This window comes from Streptomyces sp. NPDC049970 (assembly GCF_040660235.1).
Classification (GTDB): Bacteria; Actinomycetota; Actinomycetes; order Streptomycetales; family Streptomycetaceae; genus Streptomyces.
Window position 1 is genome coordinate 32,914 of sequence record NZ_JBFALP010000027.1, and the last position, 19,549, is coordinate 52,462.

13 protein-coding genes and 1 tRNA gene are annotated in these 19,549 nt (G+C 69.6%); 2 read left to right on the plus strand and 12 right to left on the minus strand.

Features of this window, described 5'->3' with window-relative positions; genetic code table 11:
- Positions 1-47 precede the first annotated feature (47 nt).
- Entirely contained in the window at positions 48-854 is an 807-nt protein-coding gene (locus AB0I83_RS29750; protein ID WP_363306842.1) for a DNA-formamidopyrimidine glycosylase family protein, read from the plus strand.
- Here the strand turns inward: AB0I83_RS29750 and AB0I83_RS29755 are convergent.
- From AB0I83_RS29755 to AB0I83_RS29805, 11 genes are all read right to left on the minus strand, one after another.
- Positions 815-1,105, minus strand: a complete 291-nt coding sequence (locus tag AB0I83_RS29755) for a hypothetical protein (protein WP_356537018.1) — start codon at positions 1,103-1,105, stop codon at positions 815-817. The two genes, AB0I83_RS29750 and AB0I83_RS29755, sit on opposite strands and share 40 nt — an antisense overlap.
- Before the next feature lie 312 nt (positions 1,106-1,417).
- On the minus strand, positions 1,418-1,606 hold the full coding sequence (locus tag AB0I83_RS29760; protein WP_356537017.1) for a CsbD family protein: 189 nt from the start codon (positions 1,604-1,606) through the stop codon (positions 1,418-1,420).
- Positions 1,607-1,631: 25 nt separating this feature from the next.
- On the minus strand, positions 1,632-2,102 hold the full coding sequence (locus tag AB0I83_RS29765; protein WP_356537015.1) for a DNA starvation/stationary phase protection protein: 471 nt from the start codon (positions 2,100-2,102) through the stop codon (positions 1,632-1,634).
- A 214-nt stretch (positions 2,103-2,316) separates the two neighbouring features.
- Positions 2,317-2,700 carry a helix-turn-helix transcriptional regulator gene (locus AB0I83_RS29770; RefSeq protein ID WP_356537013.1) on the minus strand — a complete coding sequence of 128 codons (384 nt, stop codon included), beginning with the start codon at positions 2,698-2,700 and terminating at the stop codon, positions 2,317-2,319.
- Positions 2,701-2,809: 109 nt separating this feature from the next.
- A complete protein-coding gene (locus tag AB0I83_RS29775) occupies positions 2,810-3,322 on the minus strand; it encodes a CinA family protein (protein ID WP_363306844.1) in 513 nt (170 codons plus the stop codon).
- A complete protein-coding gene (gene pgsA / locus AB0I83_RS29780) occupies positions 3,319-4,143 on the minus strand; it encodes a CDP-diacylglycerol--glycerol-3-phosphate 3-phosphatidyltransferase (RefSeq protein WP_363306845.1) in 825 nt (274 codons plus the stop codon). Before pgsA ends, AB0I83_RS29775 begins: the two co-directional genes overlap by 4 nt.
- Complete coding sequence (gene rimO / locus AB0I83_RS29785; protein ID WP_356844058.1) at positions 4,140-5,618, minus strand: 30S ribosomal protein S12 methylthiotransferase RimO; 1,479 nt, start codon at positions 5,616-5,618, stop codon at positions 4,140-4,142. Before rimO ends, pgsA begins: the two co-directional genes overlap by 4 nt.
- Before the next feature lie 170 nt (positions 5,619-5,788).
- The gene (locus AB0I83_RS29790; protein ID WP_363306846.1) at positions 5,789-6,589 is read right to left on the minus strand and encodes a RodZ domain-containing protein; all 801 of its coding nucleotides are present in this window, start codon (positions 6,587-6,589) and stop codon (positions 5,789-5,791) included.
- A 213-nt stretch (positions 6,590-6,802) separates the two neighbouring features.
- Positions 6,803-9,598 carry a DNA translocase FtsK gene (locus AB0I83_RS29795; protein ID WP_363306847.1) on the minus strand — a complete coding sequence of 932 codons (2,796 nt, stop codon included), beginning with the start codon at positions 9,596-9,598 and terminating at the stop codon, positions 6,803-6,805.
- 110 nt (positions 9,599-9,708) lie between these two features.
- Positions 9,709-10,389, minus strand: a complete 681-nt coding sequence (locus AB0I83_RS29800) for a response regulator (protein WP_363306848.1) — start codon at positions 10,387-10,389, stop codon at positions 9,709-9,711.
- Between the two features lie 242 nt (positions 10,390-10,631).
- Positions 10,632-16,052, minus strand: a complete 5,421-nt coding sequence (locus tag AB0I83_RS29805) for a HAMP domain-containing protein (protein WP_363306849.1) — start codon at positions 16,050-16,052, stop codon at positions 10,632-10,634.
- 401 nt (positions 16,053-16,453) lie between these two features.
- On the opposite strand from AB0I83_RS29805, the gene AB0I83_RS29810 reads away from it, so the two are divergent.
- Positions 16,454-19,081, plus strand: a complete 2,628-nt coding sequence (locus AB0I83_RS29810) for a SpoIIE family protein phosphatase (protein WP_356536999.1) — start codon at positions 16,454-16,456, stop codon at positions 19,079-19,081.
- 84 nt (positions 19,082-19,165) lie between these two features.
- On the opposite strand, the gene AB0I83_RS29815 is transcribed toward AB0I83_RS29810, so the two are convergent.
- A tRNA-Thr gene (locus AB0I83_RS29815) sits at positions 19,166-19,238 on the minus strand.
- Positions 19,239-19,549: the final 311 nt, after the last annotated feature.

Here is a 19,549-nt window from a genome sequence, read left to right on the forward strand (position 1 = left end):
ACGGCCGCGGTCGGCGGGGGCCGTGCCCTCCCCCGCATCATGGAGTCATGCCCGAAGGTGACACCGTCCTGCAGACCGCCCGCCGCCTCGACACCGCGCTGGCGGGCCAGGTGCTGACCCGTTTCGATCTGCGGGTCCCACGGTTCGCCACGTCCGACCTGACGGGCCGCGCGGTTCTGGGCGTCGTCTCACGCGGCAAGCACCTGCTCACGCGCTTCGAGGACGGCTTCACCCTCCACAGCCATCTGCGCATGGACGGTGCCTGGCGCGTCTACGACCCCGGTGAGCGCTGGCGGGGCGGCCCGGCCCACCAGATCCGCGCCGTACTGGCGACGGCTGGGCACACCGCGGTCGGATACCGGCTGCCCGTGCTGGAACTGCTGAGGACCCGGGACGAGGATCAGGCCGTCGGGCACCTGGGGCCCGATCTGCTGGGTCCTGACTGGGATCCGGGTGCGGCGCTGCGCAATCTGCTCACCGACCCCGCCCGTCCCGTGGGTGAGGCGCTACTGGACCAGCGCAATCTCGCCGGGGTCGGCAACGTCTACATGTGCGAACTCTGCTTCCTGGCCCGTGTGACGCCGTGGCTCCCCGTCGGCGAGATCCCCCTGCCCCTGGCGACCAGGCTGGTCGGCACCGCCAAACAGCTCCTGGAGGCCAACCGCGAACGTCCCACGCGGACCACGACGGGGGGCGTCGCAGCACTGCCGCGCGGCACTGCGCGCGAGCGTCTCTTCGTCTACGGCCGGGCCGGCCGTCCGTGTCTGCGCTGTCGTACCCCCGTCCGGAAGGCGGAGCGGGACCTGCGCCCGGTCTACTGGTGCCCGCGCTGCCAGTCCGGGCCCACCGCCTGAGGGCTGTCCGCCGTGGCGCCGGGAGGGTCAGGGCTCGGAGGCGGGTCGGATATACCGGTTCGTGGCTCTTCGGTCGCCTTCTCCGGCCGTATCGCGGCGGTCACGTGCACGGGCAGGAGGCTGAGCCCCCATCCGCCGGCCGCGACCGCACCCTCGACGAGTCCCGCGTGGTCCGGTTCCAGGAGGAGTCTGAGCACCGCCCACCACCACACTCCGCCGAGGACGAGCGCCGGCACCCATCGCCGCACCATGGCTGCCTCCTCCGGCCGACGCTAGTACGGGACGATGTGCTTCCGGGAGGGCGCATCGGCGCACCACCGGCGTGCCGGGCGCGAACCGGAACGGCTCCGCGCGCTCCCGACCTGCCCGAACCTCCCGGACCTCCCCGGAAGAGGTGGACGACGGCCCCTCCCCCGCAGTTTCCCCCGAGGCCACGCCGACTGCATCCCGCCGGGTCCTCCCCCCGGGCAGCTCGGACTGCCTCCTGCGGGATCGCCGGACACACCGGTGCCCCCGGGGATGCCAGGATCCACGGGGGCACCGGTCGGGCCGGTCGGGCTTTCCTACTTGTCGTCGGTCAGCGAGTCCTTCACGCCCTTGGCGCGGTCTCCGGCCTCACCCAGGGCGCCCTCCGCCTTCGCCTTGGCCTGGTCCGACTTGCCTTCGGCCTCTTTGCGGCGGTCTCCGGTGAGCTTCCCGGCCGTCTCCTTGGCCTTGCCCTTGAGCTTGTCCACAGCCTTCTTGTCCGTCACGGCGGTCCTTTCCTCGATTCCGGGCTCAGGCACTCTCCGCCTGGAACATCCAGGCGTGCTTCTCGAGATCCGCGGTGAGCGTGATCAGGATGTCCTGGCTGATGGGGTCCGGTTCGTCGGTCGCCTCGATCCGCTCCCGCATGCGATCGATGACCACCCGGAGGGCGTCGACGAGCACGCGTACCGCGTCCCCGTCCTTGATCCAGCCGTCGGGGACGGCGTCGATCGCTGTGGTCTTCGCGAGGGTCCGCGAACGTCCGTCCGGGTTGACGCCAACCGCGGAAGCCCTCTCCGCGACCGTGTCCGAGTGCTGTCGGGCCGTGTCCACGACCTCGTCGAGCTGGAGGTGCACGGAGCGGAAGCGCGGGCCGACCACATTCCAGTGGACCTGCTTGGCCACCAGGGAGAGGTCGACGAGGTCGACCAGCGCGCCTTGCAGTGCGTCTCCCACGACCTTGCGGTCGTCTTCGGACAGGGCGCTCTTCACGACAGACATGCACTTCTCCGTTCAGATAGCTGTTCGACGTACCGAAAGTCCACGATGCCACATTTGGGACTTAACGGTCATTCGGGCAGCCGTTCCTGAAAGCCGCTTTCCGGCCTCAAACGTCGCCTGCCCCGCGAAAAGCCCCGTACACACCGATACACGAAAGGCCCCGGCCGACCCGCAAAGGGTCGGCCGGGGCCTTCGTACACATGAACCAGGCAGGTCAGGCGGCGACGACATCCACCGCTTCCGCCGGTGCCTTGATCGTCACCCGTCCCTGCGGTACGCCGGCGACCGACGCGACGGAGACGGAGTTGAGCATCGGGCGCACCGGCACAGCCATCGCATCACTGGCCGCTGCCGACTCGGCCAGCTCGGCCAACGACAGTTCATCGCTCACTTCTCGCATGAGCTCGGACATCCGTACGTCCAGCGCGTCGCAAATGGCGGAGAGCAGTTCGGAGGATGCCTCCTTCTGCCCCCGCTCCACCTCGGAGAGATAGCCGAGCGAGACTCGGGCGGACGAGGAGACTTCGCGCAGAGTACGGCCTTGGCGCTGGCGCTGCCGACGCAGCACGTCACCAAGCAGGCGACGGAGCAGAATCATCGGTGGCTCCCTCCTCGGACCGCGTAGCCGCATCCTTCACGCCCCACCGTACCGCCTCGCGCTGCGGCCGTGCGGGGAGCGATGTCGTGTTCACTAAGGGCTGCAAACATCAATTCCCCCCGATCTGTTCCGTATCCTGTGCCCCCGCATTTTCGCCGAGTTCGCCGGAGAGCAGCTCGAGCAGGCTCCGCACACTCTCCTCACGGATTTCCGCCCGCCCGCCGTTCAACCTCAGTTCGGCCGTTCTCCGGGCGCCGAACGGCCCGGAAACGGCCAGAAACACCACTCCGACCGCCTTGCCGTCCTGCGGTTCGGGGCCCGCGACGCCTGTCGTGGAGATCCCCCAGTCCGCACCCAGGACCCGGCGCGCGCCCGCCGCCATGGCCTCTGCGACATCCGGGTCCACCGCGCCCCGCTCGGCGAGGAGCGCCCCGTCCACACCGAGCACGTCCCGCTTGAGGGAGGTGGCGTACGCCGTGACGGACCCGCGGAACGACTGCGAGGCGCCGGGCACGGAGGTGAGCTCCGCGGCGACCAGACCCCCGGTGAGGGACTCGGCGACGCCGAGCGTCTCACCCCGCTCCTGAAGGCGCCGCAGCACCCGGGACGCGCCGGACGTCACCGTTCCGCCTCCGTGGCGCCACGGCCGCCCACAGCGGGTTCACCGACCGCCTCCCCCTCGGGATCGGCAGCCGGCTCGACGAAGGCGTCCGCCCCGCCCGCACTCCCGCCCGCGGTGCGCCGCCCTCTGTCGAGTTCGTCCGCCGCCGCCGCGACCGCTTCCAGGGTGGCCACCCGCTCGGCGGCGAGCCCCTGCCTGCGCAGTGCCACGGCCTGGCGGACGTAGTCGAGGCCGGTGAGCACCGTCAGTGCGACGGCCGCCATCATCACCCAGAAGCGCAGCGTCGCCAGGGGGCCCGTCAGCGCCAGGATGTACATGCCCACGGCGATGCCCTGGGCCAGCGTCTTGACCTTCCCGCCGCGGCTGGCAGGGATCACCGAGTGCCGGATGACCCAGAAGCGCATGAGCGTGATGCCCAGCTCACGGGCGAGGATGACGCCGGTGATCCACCAGGGCAGGTCCCCCAGCGAGGACAGGGTGATCAGCGCCGCGCCCATGATCGCCTTGTCCGCGATCGGATCTGCGATCTTGCCGAAGTCGGTCACCAGGTTGTACGTCCTGGCCAGGTGCCCGTCGAAGACGTCGGTGATCATCGCGACGGCGAAGGCGGCCCAGGCGTACGAACGCCAGACCGGGTCGTAGCCCCCGTCGTGCAGGAGCAGCAAGACGAACCCCGGCACCAGCACCAGCCGCACCATGGTGAGGATGTTCGCGATGTTCCACAGGCCGGCCTGGTTGACGGCCGCCGCGCCCAGCTTGCCGCCGCGGTGCACCGGCGTCGCGCCGGAGCCGCCTGCCGCGGATGCCGGGGCTCCCGTCATCTGGCTGCCTCCACAAGCTCGTGGTGTTCGGCCACGAGGTCCACTCCCTCGGTGCCCACTGCCTTCGCTTCGACCATACGGCCCGGCACGAGCCCTTCGCGTGCGGTGAAGACGACCTGGCCGTCCGTTTCAGGTGCCTGGTGGGCCGCGCGGCCCACCGCGACCGGTCCGTCCTCGTCGGACTCCACGGACTCGACGAGCACCTGGAGGGTCTCGCCGATCCGCTCCTCGGCACGCTGCGAGGTCAGCTCCTCGGCCAGCTGCGAGATGTGCGCGAGGCGCTCAGCGATGGTGTCCGCGTCCAGCTTGTTGTCGTAGCCGACCGCCTCGGTGCCCTCCTCGTCGGAGTATCCGAACACGCCGATGGCGTCCAGGCGGGCGCCGGTGAGGAAGCGTTCCAGCTCGGCGAGATCGGCCTCGGTCTCACCGGGGAAGCCCACGATGAAGTTGGACCGGGCACCCGCCTGGGGCGCCTTGCTCCGGATGGTGTCCAGGAGGCCGAGGAAGCGGTCCGTGTCGCCGAACCGCCGCATCGCGCGCAGCACCCCCGGGGCGGAGTGCTGGAAGGAGAGGTCGAAGTAGGGCGCGACCTTGGGCGTCGAGGTCAGGACGTCGATGAGCCCCGGCCGCATCTCGGCGGGCTGCAGGTAGCTGACGCGGATCCGCTCGATCCCCTCGACGTCGGCGAGCTCGGGCAGCAGGGTCTCCAGAAGCCGGATGTCGCCGAGGTCCTTGCCGTACGAGGTGTTGTTCTCGGAGACGAGCATGACCTCCTTGACACCCTGCTCCGCGAGCCAGCGGGTCTCCCCGAGGACGTCCGAGGGACGACGGGAGATGAACGAGCCGCGGAAGGAGGGGATGGCGCAGAAGGAGCACCGCCGGTCGCAGCCCGATGCGAGCTTCACGGAGGCGACGGGGCTGGTCCCCAGCCTGCGCCGCAGCGGGGCCCGCGGTCCGGAGACCGGGGCGACACCTTCCGGCAGGTCGGCGGGGGCCGGCGCGATCTCCTGGGCGTGACCGGGCAGCGCGACACCGGCGTCCTGGCGCTCGGCCGGGCTGATCGGCAGGAGCTTGCGCCGGTCCCGCGGGGTGTGGGACGCGTGGATCCCGCCGTTGAGGATGGTCTGGAGGCGGTCGGAGATGTCGGCGTAGTCGTCGAAGCCGAGGACCCCGTCCGCTTCCGGCAGCGCCTCGGCGAGATCCTTGCCGTAGCGCTCGGCCATGCAGCCGACGGCCACGACGGCCTGGGTTCTGCCGTGATCCTTCAGATCATTGGCTTCGAGCAGGGCGTCGACGGAGTCCTTCTTGGCGGCTTCGACGAACCCACAGGTGTTGACGACGGCGACGTCCGCGTCCGTGGCGTTCTCGACGAGCTCCCAGCCGTCCGCTGCCAAGCGGCCTGCGAGTTCCTCCGAGTCCACCTCGTTACGGGCGCATCCGAGAGTGACAAGGGCGACGGTACGGCGTTCGGGCATGGACTCAAGACTACTTCGTCCCCGCACTCGCCCTGCCGTGCAGGGTTGCCGGCTACGCGGAGTGACCGGAAGGGGCCATGAACCGAGAGGTACCAGGGGGCGAACGACGACGGTGGGTGCCCGGCAGGACTGCCGGGCACCCACCGTCGAGAGGACGCGGGGCGGGGAGGTCAGCCGACCTCGGGGTCACCCTTGGTGTACGAAAGCCGTTCCACCTGGCCCTGCTCGAACTGGTCGTCGACCTTCTTGCCGTTGACGAAGAGCTCGATCGCACCCGCGTCGCCGAGGACGAGGTCGACCCGCTCCTTGTCCTGGAAGGTCTTGGAGTCGCCCTGGAGCAGCAGTCCGTCGAAGAGCAGTCGTCCGTTGTGGTCCTTTGCGGAGATCCAGCTCTTTCCCTCGGTGGCGCTCAGCCTGACCGTCACCTTGTCGCGCGGAGCGGCGGCGATGGCGCTTTCGGAGGGAGCCGGCTTGGGGTCGGAGGGCTTGGACGGGGTGGGCTTGGGGGTGGTCTTGTTTGGAGTGGAGCCTTCTGCGACCTGTGCCGAGCCCGAACCCTCGTCCTCGCCGTTGAAGAGCGTGAAGCCGACGAAGCCGACCACTGCGACGATCGCGGCCACCATGGCCGCCGTCCAGTTGGGCCGACGGGGTTCGGAGCGGATCCGCTCGGCCTCGAACAGCGGCGCCGCGGGGGTGGGCGCGGGGCGGCCACCGTGTTCGGCGTCGAACTGTTCGATCATGGAGTCGGGGTCGAGCGCGACGGCACGGGCCAGCATACGGATGTGACCGCGTGCGTAGACGTCGCCGCCGCAGCGGGAGAAGTCGTCCTCCTCGATCGCGTGCACGATGGGGATGCGCACCCGGGTGGAGCTACTGACTTCCTCGACCGTCAGACCTGCGGCGATACGAGCCTGCTGAAGCGCGCGACCGATCGAAGGCCGGTCGTCTTCGGGGGAGTTGCCGATGGACACGGGGGCGCCTTTCGAGCGTGAGCCACCTGCTGGATGACCAGTCTAGGGGTGGTACGAAAGGGTGGGGCAACCGGGAGGGACGACTTTGTACGCCATCGGGTTCGCCGGGCAGCCCCTTGGGCAGAGCAGGGGGCGGAGCACAGAACGGATCATCCCTCTGCTCCTCCCTTCAACTTGACGTACGGCCGGGCGAAACGGTTGCCCGCAAAACTCTTACGAAGCGGTTTCCCCACGAATGACGGCCAGTACCCCGTCGATCTCGTCCGGTTTCACCAGCACGTCGCGCGCTTTGGAACCCTCGCTCGGACCCACGATGTTGCGTGACTCCATCAGGTCCATGAGCCGGCCGGCTTTCGCGAAGCCGACCCTGAGCTTGCGCTGAAGCATCGATGTGGAGCCGAACTGGGTGGAGACGACCAGCTCGGCCGCCTGGCAGAGCAGATCGAGGTCGTCGCCGATGTCCTCGTCGATCTCCTTCTTCTGCTTCTGGCCGACCGTGACGTCTTCGCGGAAGACCGGTGCCATCTGATCCTTGCAGTGCTTGACGACTGCCGCGACCTCGTCCTCGGTGACGAAGGCGCCCTGCATACGGGTCGGCTTGTTCGCACCCATGGGGAGGAACAGCCCGTCGCCCTTGCCGATGAGCTTCTCGGCACCCGGTTGGTCGAGGATGACCCGGCTGTCGGCGAGCGACGAGGTGGCGAAGGCCAGCCGCGAGGGCACGTTCGCCTTGATCAGACCCGTGACGACGTCGACCGAGGGGCGCTGTGTCGCGAGCACCAGATGGATACCGGCGGCGCGCGCCAACTGGGTGATGCGGACGATGGAGTCCTCGACGTCACGCGGCGCGACCATCATCAGGTCCGCCAGCTCGTCGACGATGACCAGCAGGTACGGATAGGGCGAGAGCTCGCGCTCGCTGCCCTCGGGCGCCTTGGCCTTGCCCGTGCGCACGGCGTGGTTGAAGTCGTCGATGTGCCGGTAGCCGTACGCGGCGAGGTCGTCGTAACGGAGGTCCATCTCCCGCACGACCCACTGGAGCGCCTCGGCGGCCTTCTTCGGGTTGGTGATGATGGGCGTGATCAGGTGCGGAATGCCCTCGTACGCGGTGAGCTCGACCCGCTTGGGGTCGACGAGCACCATCCGGACGTCCTCCGGTGTGGCCCGCAGCATGACCGAGGTGATCAGGCAGTTGATGCAGGAGGACTTACCGGAACCGGTCGCACCGGCCACCAGGACGTGCGGCATCTTCGCCAGGTTCGCCATCTCGTAGCCGCCCTCGACGTTCTTGCCGAGCGCCACCAGCATCGGGTGGTCGTCCTCGGCCGCGTCCGCGAGGCGCAGGACGTCTCCGAGGTTGACCATCTCCCGGTCCGAGTTGGGGATCTCGATACCGACGGCGGACTTGCCGGGGATCGGCGAGATGATCCGGACGTCCGGGCTGGCGACGGCGTAGGCGATGTTCTTGGTGAGGGCGGTGATCCGCTCGACCTTGACGGCGGGACCGAGTTCCACCTCGTAGCGGGTGACCGTCGGGCCGCGGGTGAAGCCGGTGACGGCCGCGTCGACCTTGAACTCCATGAAGACGTTGGTCAGTGAGGCGACCACCACGTCGTTGGCGGCGCTGCGCGTCTTGCCGGGACCACCCCGCTCCAGCAGGTCCAGCGAGGGCAGTGCGTAGGTGATGTCGCCCGCCAGCTGGAGCTGCTCGGCGCGCGCGGGCAGCGCCCCGGAACGCTCGGGGGCGGGCTTGGTCAGGTCGGGCACTCCCCCGGTGGACGAGCGCGTCTCCCGGGCACCCCCCGAGTCGGAGGGCACGGGCCTGGCGGACCGGGCTCCGGGAACCGGGGTACCGGTCCGTTCGCGGTCACGGTCGGTTTCGCGGTCCCGGTCGGTGGAGACGCCCTGCGTCAGATCGGCGACGACCGGTGAGGGGGGCATCCCGTTGAGCACCGCTCCGTCCAGGGCGGCAGCGGCAGCGGCCGCCACGTCGACGGCGTCCAGGGTGCGGTTCATGGCGGGCTGGGCGGAAGGCCTGCGCGGCCTGCGCCGCTTCGCGATCGCCTCACCCTCGGCGTGGTCCGGGTCGTAGTCGTCGCCGGTGTCCGGACGACGGGCGGGGGCCCTGCGCGTGCGCTCGGGCAGCGCGTCGCGCCACTGCTCGTCGTACCGCTCGTCGTCGCCGTCCTCCTCGCCGGGGGCGTACACCGGGTCGAGGACGCCGAGTCGGACACCGAGCTGCCTCAGCCGCCGGGGGATGGCGTTGACCGGGGTCGCGGTGACGACCAGGAGGCCGAACACGGTCAGGAGGAGGAGCAGCGGGACCGCGAGGACCTCACCCATCGTGAAGACCAGCGGCTTCGAAGCGGCCCAGCCGATCAGCCCGCCCGCGTCCTGCATGGCGCCCGTACCGTCCTCGCGACCGGGCGATCCGCAGGCGATGTGGACCTGACCGAGCACCCCGACGACGAGGGCGGAGAGCCCGATGACGATGCGGCCGTTGGCCTCGGGCTTCTCGGGATACAGGATCAGCCGTACGGCGACGGCGCCCAGCAGTATCGGCACCAGCAGGTCGAGCCGGCCGAACGCCCCCGTGACCAGCATCTCGACGAGATCGCCGACGGGCCCCTGAAGGTGCGACCAGGTGCCCGCGGCCACGACCAGCGCGATTCCGAGGAGCAGGAGGGCCAGCCCGTCCTTGCGGTGTGCGGGGTCAAGTCCCTTCGCGCCGCGCCCTATGGAGCGGAAGATCGCGCCGACGCCGTGCGCCGTGCCGAGCCAGAGCCCGCGAACCAGCCGGTACAGGCCCCCCGTGGGGGACGGCGCGGGTTTGGCGGGGGGCTTCCTGGCCGCCGCCTTCCTGGCGGGAGACTTCTTCGCGGGCACGCTCTTCTTCGCCACCGCCTTCTTGGCGGGCGCGGCTTTCTTCGCCGGTCCCTGGGTACGGCCGGAGCGCTTCGCGGTGCCCGCCGTACCCAGGGAACCCTTGCCGGACGTACGTGAGGCCATGTGACTGAGGTTACCGGTGTCGACGCCGGTGGACACGTGTGCCTACGGCTTCACCCGTCCGTGTCGCCTCACGAAGGCGCCCAACTGACGCGCCCTCAAGCCACCGTAGGTCAGGTCTGGGTGGGCAGTGCGGCGGTGGAGCCACCCGTGCCGGGTTCCAGTGCGTCGAGCGCGCGGCGCAGTCCGGTGAGCTTGCGCTCCAGATGTGCCGCCGTGGCCACGGCGGCGGCGTCCGCCGATTCGTCGTCCAACTGCTTGGAGAGCGCCTCAGCCTGCTCCTCGACCGCAGCGAGCCGCGCCGAGAGCTCGGCGAGCAGACCGGTCGGTTCCTTCTCGTCGGCGCCGTGGTGCGCGCCGCCTTCGAGCTGGAGCCGCAGCAGCGCCGCCTGCTCACGCAACTGGCAGTTCTTCATGTACAGCTCGACGAAGACCGAGACCTTGGCGCGGAGCACCCAAGGGTCGAAGGGCTTCGAGATGTAGTCCACCGCACCCGCCGCGTAACCCCGGAAGGTGTGGTGCGGACCGTGGTTGATGGCCGTCAGGAAAATGATCGGGATGTCCCGGGTCCGCTCCCGCCGCTTGATGTGCGCGGCGGTCTCGAATCCGTCCATGCCGGGCATCTGCACATCCAGCAGAATGACCGCGAAATCGTCCGTGAGCAGCGCCTTGAGCGCTTCCTCCCCTGACGATGCCCTCACCAGTGTCTGATCGAGCGCGGAGAGGATGGCCTCCAGCGCCAGCAGATTCTCCGGCCGGTCATCGACCAGGAGGATCTTGGCCTTCTGCATCATGGCCCGCCCTCCTCGCCCCGGCATCGCACCGGGTGCCGCCCCAGGGGACGACTCCCTTACGCCGTCCGTCCTTGTGCCGGTCATGGTAGCTGCACCCCGCCCGTCACCACACCCTGTCACCGCGATGTCACTGTGCACACAGCGAAAACGCGGTCGAGGACCAGAAGGTTCCCCGGAATCCGATCGCTACACCCCTGCGGGCACAGCCGGTCGGCGGACGCCGGGGGCCGACGGCCCTGCGGTCACTCTCCCCGCATCCACTTCTCCATCACCGACAGCAGGTGATCCGAGTCCACCGGCTTGGTCACGTAGTCGGAGGCCCCGCAGTCGATCGCCTTCTCCCGGTCGCCCTTCATGGCCTTGGCGGTCAGCGCAACGATGGGCAGGCCGGCGAACTGCGGCATCCTGCGGATCGCCGTGGTCGTGGCGTAGCCGTCCATCTCGGGCATCATGATGTCCATAAGAACGATCGTCACATCGTCGTGCTGCTCCAGGACTTCGATCCCCTCGCGCCCGTTCTCGGCGTACAGCACCGACAGACCGTGCTGCTCCAGCACGCTGGTGAGGGCGAAGACGTTGCGGATGTCGTCGTCGACGATCAGCACCTTCTCCCCCTGGAACCGGAACGTCCTGCGGGGCTCCTGGTTCTCCTGCGCGCTCTGCACCCACTCCTCCGGAGTGGTGGCGTCCTCGTCGGCCCTGCCGTTCGCGAGAGCCGGGCGCTGAGCGGCTTCGCCCAGGGCCTTGCGCCGGCGGCGGAACACACCGGCGGAGTTCGCCGGGTCGCCGAGGGGCTGCTCGGCGGGCCGCGCGGCCTCCAGGCGCAGGGCGCCCTCGGAGGAACCCCCGTGAATCTCGATGGGGCCGGGTCCCGGCTGCGCAAAGCCCTGCGGAGGCAACTCGCTGGGGTGCAGCGGCAGGTAGAGCGTGAACGTCGAGCCGCGCCCCGGCTCGCTCGCCGCGTGGATCTCACCGCCCAGCAGCCGCGCGATCTCCCGGCTGATGGAGAGGCCGAGCCCCGTGCCCCCGTACTTGCGGCTCGTCGTGCCGTCCGCCTGCTTGAACGCCTCGAAGATCACCAGCATCTTGCTGGAGGCGATACCGATTCCGGTGTCGGTGACCGAGAACGCGATCAGGTCACCGTCGGCGTCACGCAGCGAGCCGGCCTCCAGCAGGTGCTCGCGGATGGCGTCCGGCACGTCCGCGCCCGCAGGCCTGATCACCAGCTCCACGGCCCCGCCGTCGGTGAACTTCACCGCGTTGGAGAGGAGGTTGCGCAGGACCTGGAGCAGCCGCTGCTCGTCCGTGTGCAGCGTGGCGGGCAGCTCGGGCGACACCCGTACGGAGAAGTCGAGTCCCTTCTCCGCGGTGAGCGGCCGGAACGTCGCCTCGACGTAGTCGACCAGCTGCACCAGCGCGATCCGGGTCGGACTCACGTCCATCTTGCCCGCCTCGACCTTGGAGAGGTCGAGGATGTCGTTGATCAGCTGGAGCAGGTCGGAACCCGCCCCGTGGATCGTCTCGGCGAACTCCACCTGCTTCGGGGAGAGATTGCCCTCCGCGTTGTCCGCGAGGAGCTTGGCCAGGATGAGGAGCGAGTTGAGCGGCGTGCGCAGCTCGTGCGACATGTTCGCGAGGAACTCGGACTTGTAGCGCATCGACACGGCGAGCTGCTCGGCGCGCTCCTCGAGGACCTGCCGCGCCTCCTCGATCTCGGTGTTCTTCACCTCGATGTCGCGGTTCTGCTGTGCCAGCAGTTCGGCCTTCTCCTCCAGTTCGGCGTTGGACGCCTGGAGTGCCTTCTGCCGGTTCTCCAGCTCCTGGGAACGGTCCCGCAGCTGCTCGGTGAGCTCCTGGGACTGTTCGAGGAGCTTCTCGGTCTTCGTGTTGACGCTGATGGTGTTGACGCTGGTGGCGATCATCTCGGCCAGCTGGTTGAGGAAGTCACGCTGGATGTGGGTGAACGGCTGGAAGGAGGCCAGTTCGATGACGCCGAGCACCTGCCCCTCGAAGAGCACCGGGAGCACGATCACGTGCGCGGGGGGCGCCTCGCCGAGGCCGGAGGAGATCTTCAGGTACCCCGGCGGCACGTTGTCCACCTGGATCGTCCGCTTCTCCTCGGCCGCCGTGCCGATGAGGGTCTCCCCGGGCCGGAACGAGGTCGGCATCGAGCCCGCCGAGTACCCGTAGCTGCCGCGCATCCGCAGCTCGTACGAACTGTCCTTCGCGCTGTCGGAGCCCACCGCGTCACCGGTGGTCATGGCGAGGAAGAACGCGCCGTGCTGGGCGGAGACCACCGGGGTCAGCTCGCTCATGATCAGCGAGGCGACGTCGTCCAGGTCGCGGCGGCCCTGCATCAGACCGGAGATGCGGGCGAGGTTGCCCTTGAGCCAGTCCTGCTCCTTGTTGGCCAGCGTCGTGTCACGCAGGTTGGCGATCATCGTGTTGATGTTGTCCTGCAGCACCTGGATCTCGCCGGCGGCGTCGACGTCGATCTTGAGGTTCAGATCGCCGCGGGTCACCGCGGTGGCGACGGCCGCGATGGCACGCACCTGACGGGTCAGGTTCCCGGCCATCTCGTTCACCGACTCGGTGAGGTCGCGCCATGTGCCGTCGACGTCCCGGACCCGGGCCTGGCCGCCCAGCTGCCCCTCGGTACCCACCTCGCGCGCCACGCGGGTCACCTGGTCGGCGAAGGAGGAGAGCTGGTCGACCATCGTGTTGATGGTGTTCTTCAGCTCCTGGATCTCGCCGCGGGCGTCGATGTCGATCTTCTTCGTCAGATCGCCCTTCGCGATGGCCGTGGTGACCGTCGCGATCTGGCGCACCTGCCCGGTCAGGTTGGAGGCCATCGAGTTCACCGACTCGGTGAGGTCCTTCCAGGTGCCCGAGACGCCCGGGACGCGCGCCTGGCCGCCCAGCTCGCCCTCGGTACCCACCTCGCGCGCCACCCTGGTGACCTCGTCGGCGAACGAGGACAGGGTAGTCACCATCGTGTTCACGGTGTCGGCGAGTTCCGCGACCTCGCCGCGCGCCTCGACGGTCACCTTCTTCGTCAGGTCGCCGTTGGCGACGGCCGACGAGACACGGGAGATGTTCCGCACCTGGCTGGTGAGGTTGTTGGCCATCAGGTTGACGTTGTCGCTGAGGTCCTTCCAGATGCCCGTCGCACCCCGCACCCGGGCCTGGCCGCCCAGGATGCCCTCGGTGCCCACCTCACGGGCGACCCTCGTCACCTCGTCCGCGAAGTTGAGCAGCTGGTCGACCATCGTGTTGACCGTCGTCACCAGTTCGAGGATCTCGCCCTTGGCGTCGACGGTGATCTTCTTGGAGAGATCGCCCTTGGCGACAGCGGTGGTCACCTCGGCGATGTTGCGGACCTGGAGGGTCAGGTTGTTCGCCATGCCGTTGACGGAATGGGTGAGGTCCTTCCACGTACCGGAGACCCCCTGCACCTCCGCCTGGCCGCCGAGGATGCCCTCCGTACCCACCTCACGGGCCACGCGGGTCACCTGCTCCGCGAAGTTCGAGAGCTGGTCGACCATCGTGTTGAGGGTGTTCTTCAGCTCCAGGATCTCGCCCCGGGCGTCCACGTCGATCTTCTGCGACAGGTCACCCCGCGCCACGGCCGTGGCGACCTGAGCGATGTTGCGGACCTGGGCGGTGAGGTTGCCGGCCATGCCGTTCACCGAGTCCGTCAGGTCACGCCATACGCCGGCCACCCCGGGTACCTGCGCCTGGCCGCCGAGACGGCCGTCCGTGCCCACCTCACGGGCGACCCGGGTCACCTGGTCCGCGAACGCCGAGAGCTGGTCGACCATCGTGTTGATGGTGTTCTTCAGCTCCAGGATCTCGCCCCGGGCGTCCACGTCGATCTTCTGCGACAGGTCACCGCGCGCCACGGCCGTCGTCACCTGGGCGATCTGACGCACCTGGGAGGTGAGGTTCCCGGCCATGAAGTTGACGGAGTCGGTGAGCTCCTTCCACGTACCGGAGACACCGTCGACACGCGCCTGCCCGCCGAGCCGGCCCTCCGTGCCCACGTCGCGCGCCATCCGGGTCACCTGGTCGGCGAAGTTGGACAGCTGCGCCACCATCGTGTTGACGGTGTTCTTCAGCTCCAGCATCTCCCCGGCCACGTCGACCGTGACCTTCTGCGAGAGGTCCCCGTTGGCGACGGCCGTGGTCACCTGCGCGATGTCGCGCACCTGGCCGGTGAGGTTGCGGAAGGCGGTGTTCACCGAGTCGGTGAGGTCCTTCCACGTCCCGGCTGCCCCGGGCACCTCGGCCTGGCCGCCGAGGCGGCCCTCGACACCGACCTCCCGGGCCACCCGGGTGACCTCCGAACCGAAGGCCTGGAGCTGGTCCACCATCGTGTTGACGGTGTTCTTCAGCTCCAGCATCTCCCCGGCCACGTCGACCGTGACCTTCTGCGTCATGTCACCGCTGGCAACGGCGGTGGTCACCTGCGCGATGTCGCGCACCTGCGTCGTCAGGTTCCGGAAGACCGTGTTCACCGAGTCGGTGAGGTCCTTCCACGTCCCCGCCGCACCCGGCACCTGGGCCTGACCGCCCAGCAGACCCTCGCCACCGACCTCGCTCGCCACGCGCGTCACCTCGTCGGCGAAGGTCCGCAGCGTCTCGGTCATCTGGTTGATCGTCTCGGCGAGCTGGGCGACCTCGCCCCGGGCGCTCACGGTGACCTTCTGCGACAGATCGCCGTTGGCGACGGCCGTCGTCACCTCCGCGATGCCGCGCACCTGGGAGGTGAGGTTTCCGGCCATCGTGTTGACGGAGTCGGTGAGGTCCTTCCAGACCCCGGCCACCCCGGGCACGGTCGCCTGCCCGCCGAGCTCGCCCTCGGTGCCCACCTCACGGGCGACCCGGGTCACCTCGGAGGAGAACGACGACAGCTGGTCGACCATCGTGTTGACGGTGTTCTTGAGCTGGAGCATCTCGCCGGCCACGTGGACGGTGACCTTGCGGGAGAGATCGCCCTTGGCCACGGCCGTCGTCACCAGGGCGATGTCGCGCACCTGCGCCGTCAGCCGGTACGCCATGGTGTTCACCGAGTCGGTGAGGTCCTTCCACGACCCGGACATCCCGCGCACCTGCGCCTGCCCGCCGAGCTTGCCCTCGGTACCCACCTCGACCGCCACCCGCGTCACCTGCTCGGTGAACGCGGACAGCTGGTCGACCAGGTTGTTGACCGTGCGGGCGACCTTCAGGAACTCGCCGCGCAGCGGGCGTACCGTCTCGTCGGCCGCGTGGGTACGCAGCTCCATCCGCTGCTCGAGATCACCGTCGGCGACCGCGGAGAGCACCCGTCCGACCTCGGACACGGGTCGCGCCAGATCGTCCACGAGCTCGTTGGACGCGTCGATGGCCGCCGCCCAGGAGCCCTCGCAGGCGCCGGTCTCGAGCCGCTCTGTGAGCTTGCCCTCGCGCCCGACCACGCGCCGCACACGGGCGAGCTCGCCCGTCAGGTGCAGATTGCGGTCGGCCACCTCGTTGAAGACCGCCGCGATCTCCGTGAGCACGCCGTCGCCGGAGACGGTGAGCCGCCTGCGGAAGTTGCCGTCACGCATCGCCACGAGGCCCGCGAGCAGTCTGTTCAGAGCTGCCGCGTCCACGTCGATGGTCCCATTGCGCTGCTTTTTCACGGGCTGCCCGCCTTTTGTGCGCGTTCCTGAACCCCGCGCCGCCACGCCAGACTCCACCGTGTCCCTCCCGCAGGGGTTGACCGTATCGCTCGGGCCATTCTTGGAAGCTTGCCCAGTTCCACTTCGACTCACCGCCACGAACACCGTCGACGGGTGACCATGCGGCCGTCAAATCGTTGAAACGTACCAGGCCGGAACCGCACCATGAGGAAGGTCCCACGCTCATCCCATTTCCCTCACCGGGAGGGCCATAGTTGTAGGCCCGGCGCACAACCACCGAGCGTCCCGCGCCCCCAAGTCCGCCCTCGTGTACACGGGACGCCGGGCGAGCGTCTAGCCTGGCAGGCGAATCGAAGCGGCGAGAAACGGGCACAGGACTCGGGGAAGCGACGAGACACCATATGGGGAGTGCTGTGATCACCGCGCGGGCGGCTGCCACCTTCGATCCGGTCGGACGATCGGTCGCGACGGCCCGCGCCTTCGTACGCGACACCCTCCAGGGGTGGGGATACACGGACGTCGTCGACGACGCCGTCGTGCTCACGAGTGAACTCGTGACCAATGCCGTCGTCCACGCGGGGACGGCCGCCGACGTGCTCTGCCTGCGCACGGAGGACGGCGTACGCGTGGAGGTCTCCGACCACTACCCGGAGCGCGAGGTACCGCTCCAGAGCTCCGGACCGGACTTCGGCAGCCCCGACCGGGAAGGTGGTCGCGGCCTGCTGCTCTGCGCCGCTCTGGCCTCCCGCTGGGGTGTCGAGTACACACCGACGCACAAGCACGTCTGGTTCCAGCTCGATCTTCCCGAACGCCCCGTGGGCATCCGCTCGGCGAGCCCGGTCCTGCCGACCGCGCTCCTGCCCGTCGCGGACCAGCGGGTCCGGGTGGCCGTCGTGCAGATCGACGGTTCGGGCGCTGTCGCCTCGTGGAACGAGGACGCCACCTTCCTCTTCGGTCACGCCGCGGAGCAGGTCGACGGCAAGCAGTTCACCGACTTCGTGGCATGGCCGCACACCCCGGGCACGAACACCGGCATCGCCGACGCGCTGTGCCTCTCGCGCTGGGAGGGCAGCTACGGCCTCCGCGGCGCCGACGGCCGTGTCATCCCGGTGTACGCCTCGCACCTCAGGGTGCGCGACGCCGAGGGCGAGCCGTCCACCGTCTGCCTCCTCGTGCGCGACTACGAACGCGCAGTGCTCCAGACCCCGGTGCGCGCCCCCGTCTCCGACTCCTCGGCGGAGAACCGGAGCACGGACCCCTTCGAGATCTTCATCGGCTCCCCCGCACCGGACGACCTCGACGGACTGCTGCAGCGCACCGTCGAGCGGGCCCGCGACATGCTGGACGCCGACGCCGCCTTCCTGCTGCTCGCCACCGACGACGAGACGGAGCTGGAGGTCCGGGCGACGACCGGCCTGCCCTCGGCCCGCCAGCGCTTCGCCCGGGTCCCCGTCGAGGCGGGCACCGGACGCTACGGCTCCGCGCGCATGCCGGCCGTCCACGAGGACCTCACCGTCGTACCGGGCGCCGTGCCGCTCCTCGGGGACACCGGGATGCGCTCGGTCGTCACCGTGCCGCTCAAGGTCGAGGGCCGCCTCACGGGCTCTCTGGGGGTCGCCGCGGAAGCGGCCGGGCGGTACTCCAACGAGGAGGCCCTGAGGCTGCAGTTCGCCGCCGACCGCATCGCGCTGGCCGTCGAGTCCGCGCGGCTCGGCGAGCTCGAACGCCTGCGCCGCGGTTCGCTGTCGTTCCTCGTCGAGGCGTCCGACCTCCTGGCCGGCACCCTGGACAGGGACCAGACGCTCGCGCTGATGGCGCAGATGACGGTCCCCACCCTGGCCACCTGGTGCGCCGTGTACACGATCGCGGACCAGTCGTCGGAGCCCTTCCTCTCGTACGTCCTGCACGAGGACGAGGAGCTCATCGACGGCTTGAAAGCGCTGTTGTCCTCCATCGACCCGCCGGACCCGGTTCCGGCCCCGGGCGCCCGTATCTGGCCGGCTCCCACGGAGGCCGGCCACCAGGCCGCTCTGCGGACCTCCAAGCGCACCCTGGGCAGGGACGCCCCGCTGAGCATGGGAGCGGCGACCCGCACCGTGCTGGCCACCGCCGCCGCGGTGGGAGGCGAGACCGTGGTCCTGCCGTTGGTGGCGCGCAACCGAGTGATCGGAATGCTCACGCTCGGCAAGCCCTCCGACGAGCATTTCCGTCAGGAGATCCTGGAACTGGCCGAGGACCTGTCCAGGAGGGCCGCTCTGGCTCTGGACAACTCCAGGCTGTACTCGGAGCGCATGGCCATCAGCCAGTCCCTCCAGCGCAGCCTCCTGCCGCCCGGCCTGCCCGATGTGCCGAACGTCGAGATCGAGGTCATCTACCGCGCGGCCGGCGAGGGCAACGAGGTGGGCGGCGACTTCTACGACGTGTTCCCCATCCGCGACGGCGCCTACGGCTTCGCCATCGGCGACGTCTGCGGTACGGGCCCGGAGGCGGCGGCGGTCACGGGGCTCGCCCGGCACGCCCTGCGCCTGCTGGCCCGCGAGGGCTTCGGCGGTCCGGCCGTGCTCGAACGGCTCAACGCCGCCATCCTGGACGAGGGCGCGCGCAGCCGCTTCCTCACCCTGCTCTACGGGGAGTTGTGGCCCCAGGAGGACGGCAGCGCGCTGCTGAAGGTGGTCTGCGCCGGCCATCCCCTGCCTCTTCGGCTGCGCCAGGACGGCTCGGTGGAGTCCGCCGCGGAACCGCAGCCGCTGCTGGGCGTCATCGAGGACCTCGAGCTGTACGAGCAGGAGGTCACCCTCGAACCGGGTGACGTGCTCCTGTGCGTGACGGACGGTGTCACCGAACGCCGGGAGGGAACCCGCATGCTCGGCGACGACGGCCTGGCCGAGGTCCTCGCCATGTGTACGGGCCTGACGGCCGGAGCGGTGGCGGGCCGCATCCTGCGGGCGGTCGAACGCTTCGCCGCGGAGCCGGCCTCGGACGACATGGCGATCCTGGCCATGCGCGTCCCGGAGCCGCAGAACTTCTGAGGCGCTTCGTTCTGGAGGGGCCGGTGCGACCCCTCCAGATGCAGGAAAGGCCCCCGCCGATGGCGGGGGCCTTTCCTGTGTCCGAGCCCCAATGCGGAATCGAACCGCAGACCTTCTCCTTACCATGGAGACGCTCTACCGACTGAGCTATTGGGGCCTGTTGCCCTGCGGCAACGAGATAAAGCATACCCCGTACCGAGGGGTGCTGAAAGCCATCCCGACGAGGCATCCACCGCCTGTCAGGAGAGCCTGGGGTCCGGTCGGCGGCCTCCGGGCCTTCCAGGGGCCGGCAGCTACGCGTCCGGCTCGTACGTAGCTCTGGGGGTAGGGCTGGGGTGGGTGCGGACTCCGAGAAATGGGTCCGGAACGCAGGAAAGCCCCGTGCCACAAGGGCACGGGGCTTTCCCGGAATAATTGTTCGGCGGCGTCCTACTCTCCCACAGGGTCCCCCCTGCAGTACCATCGGCG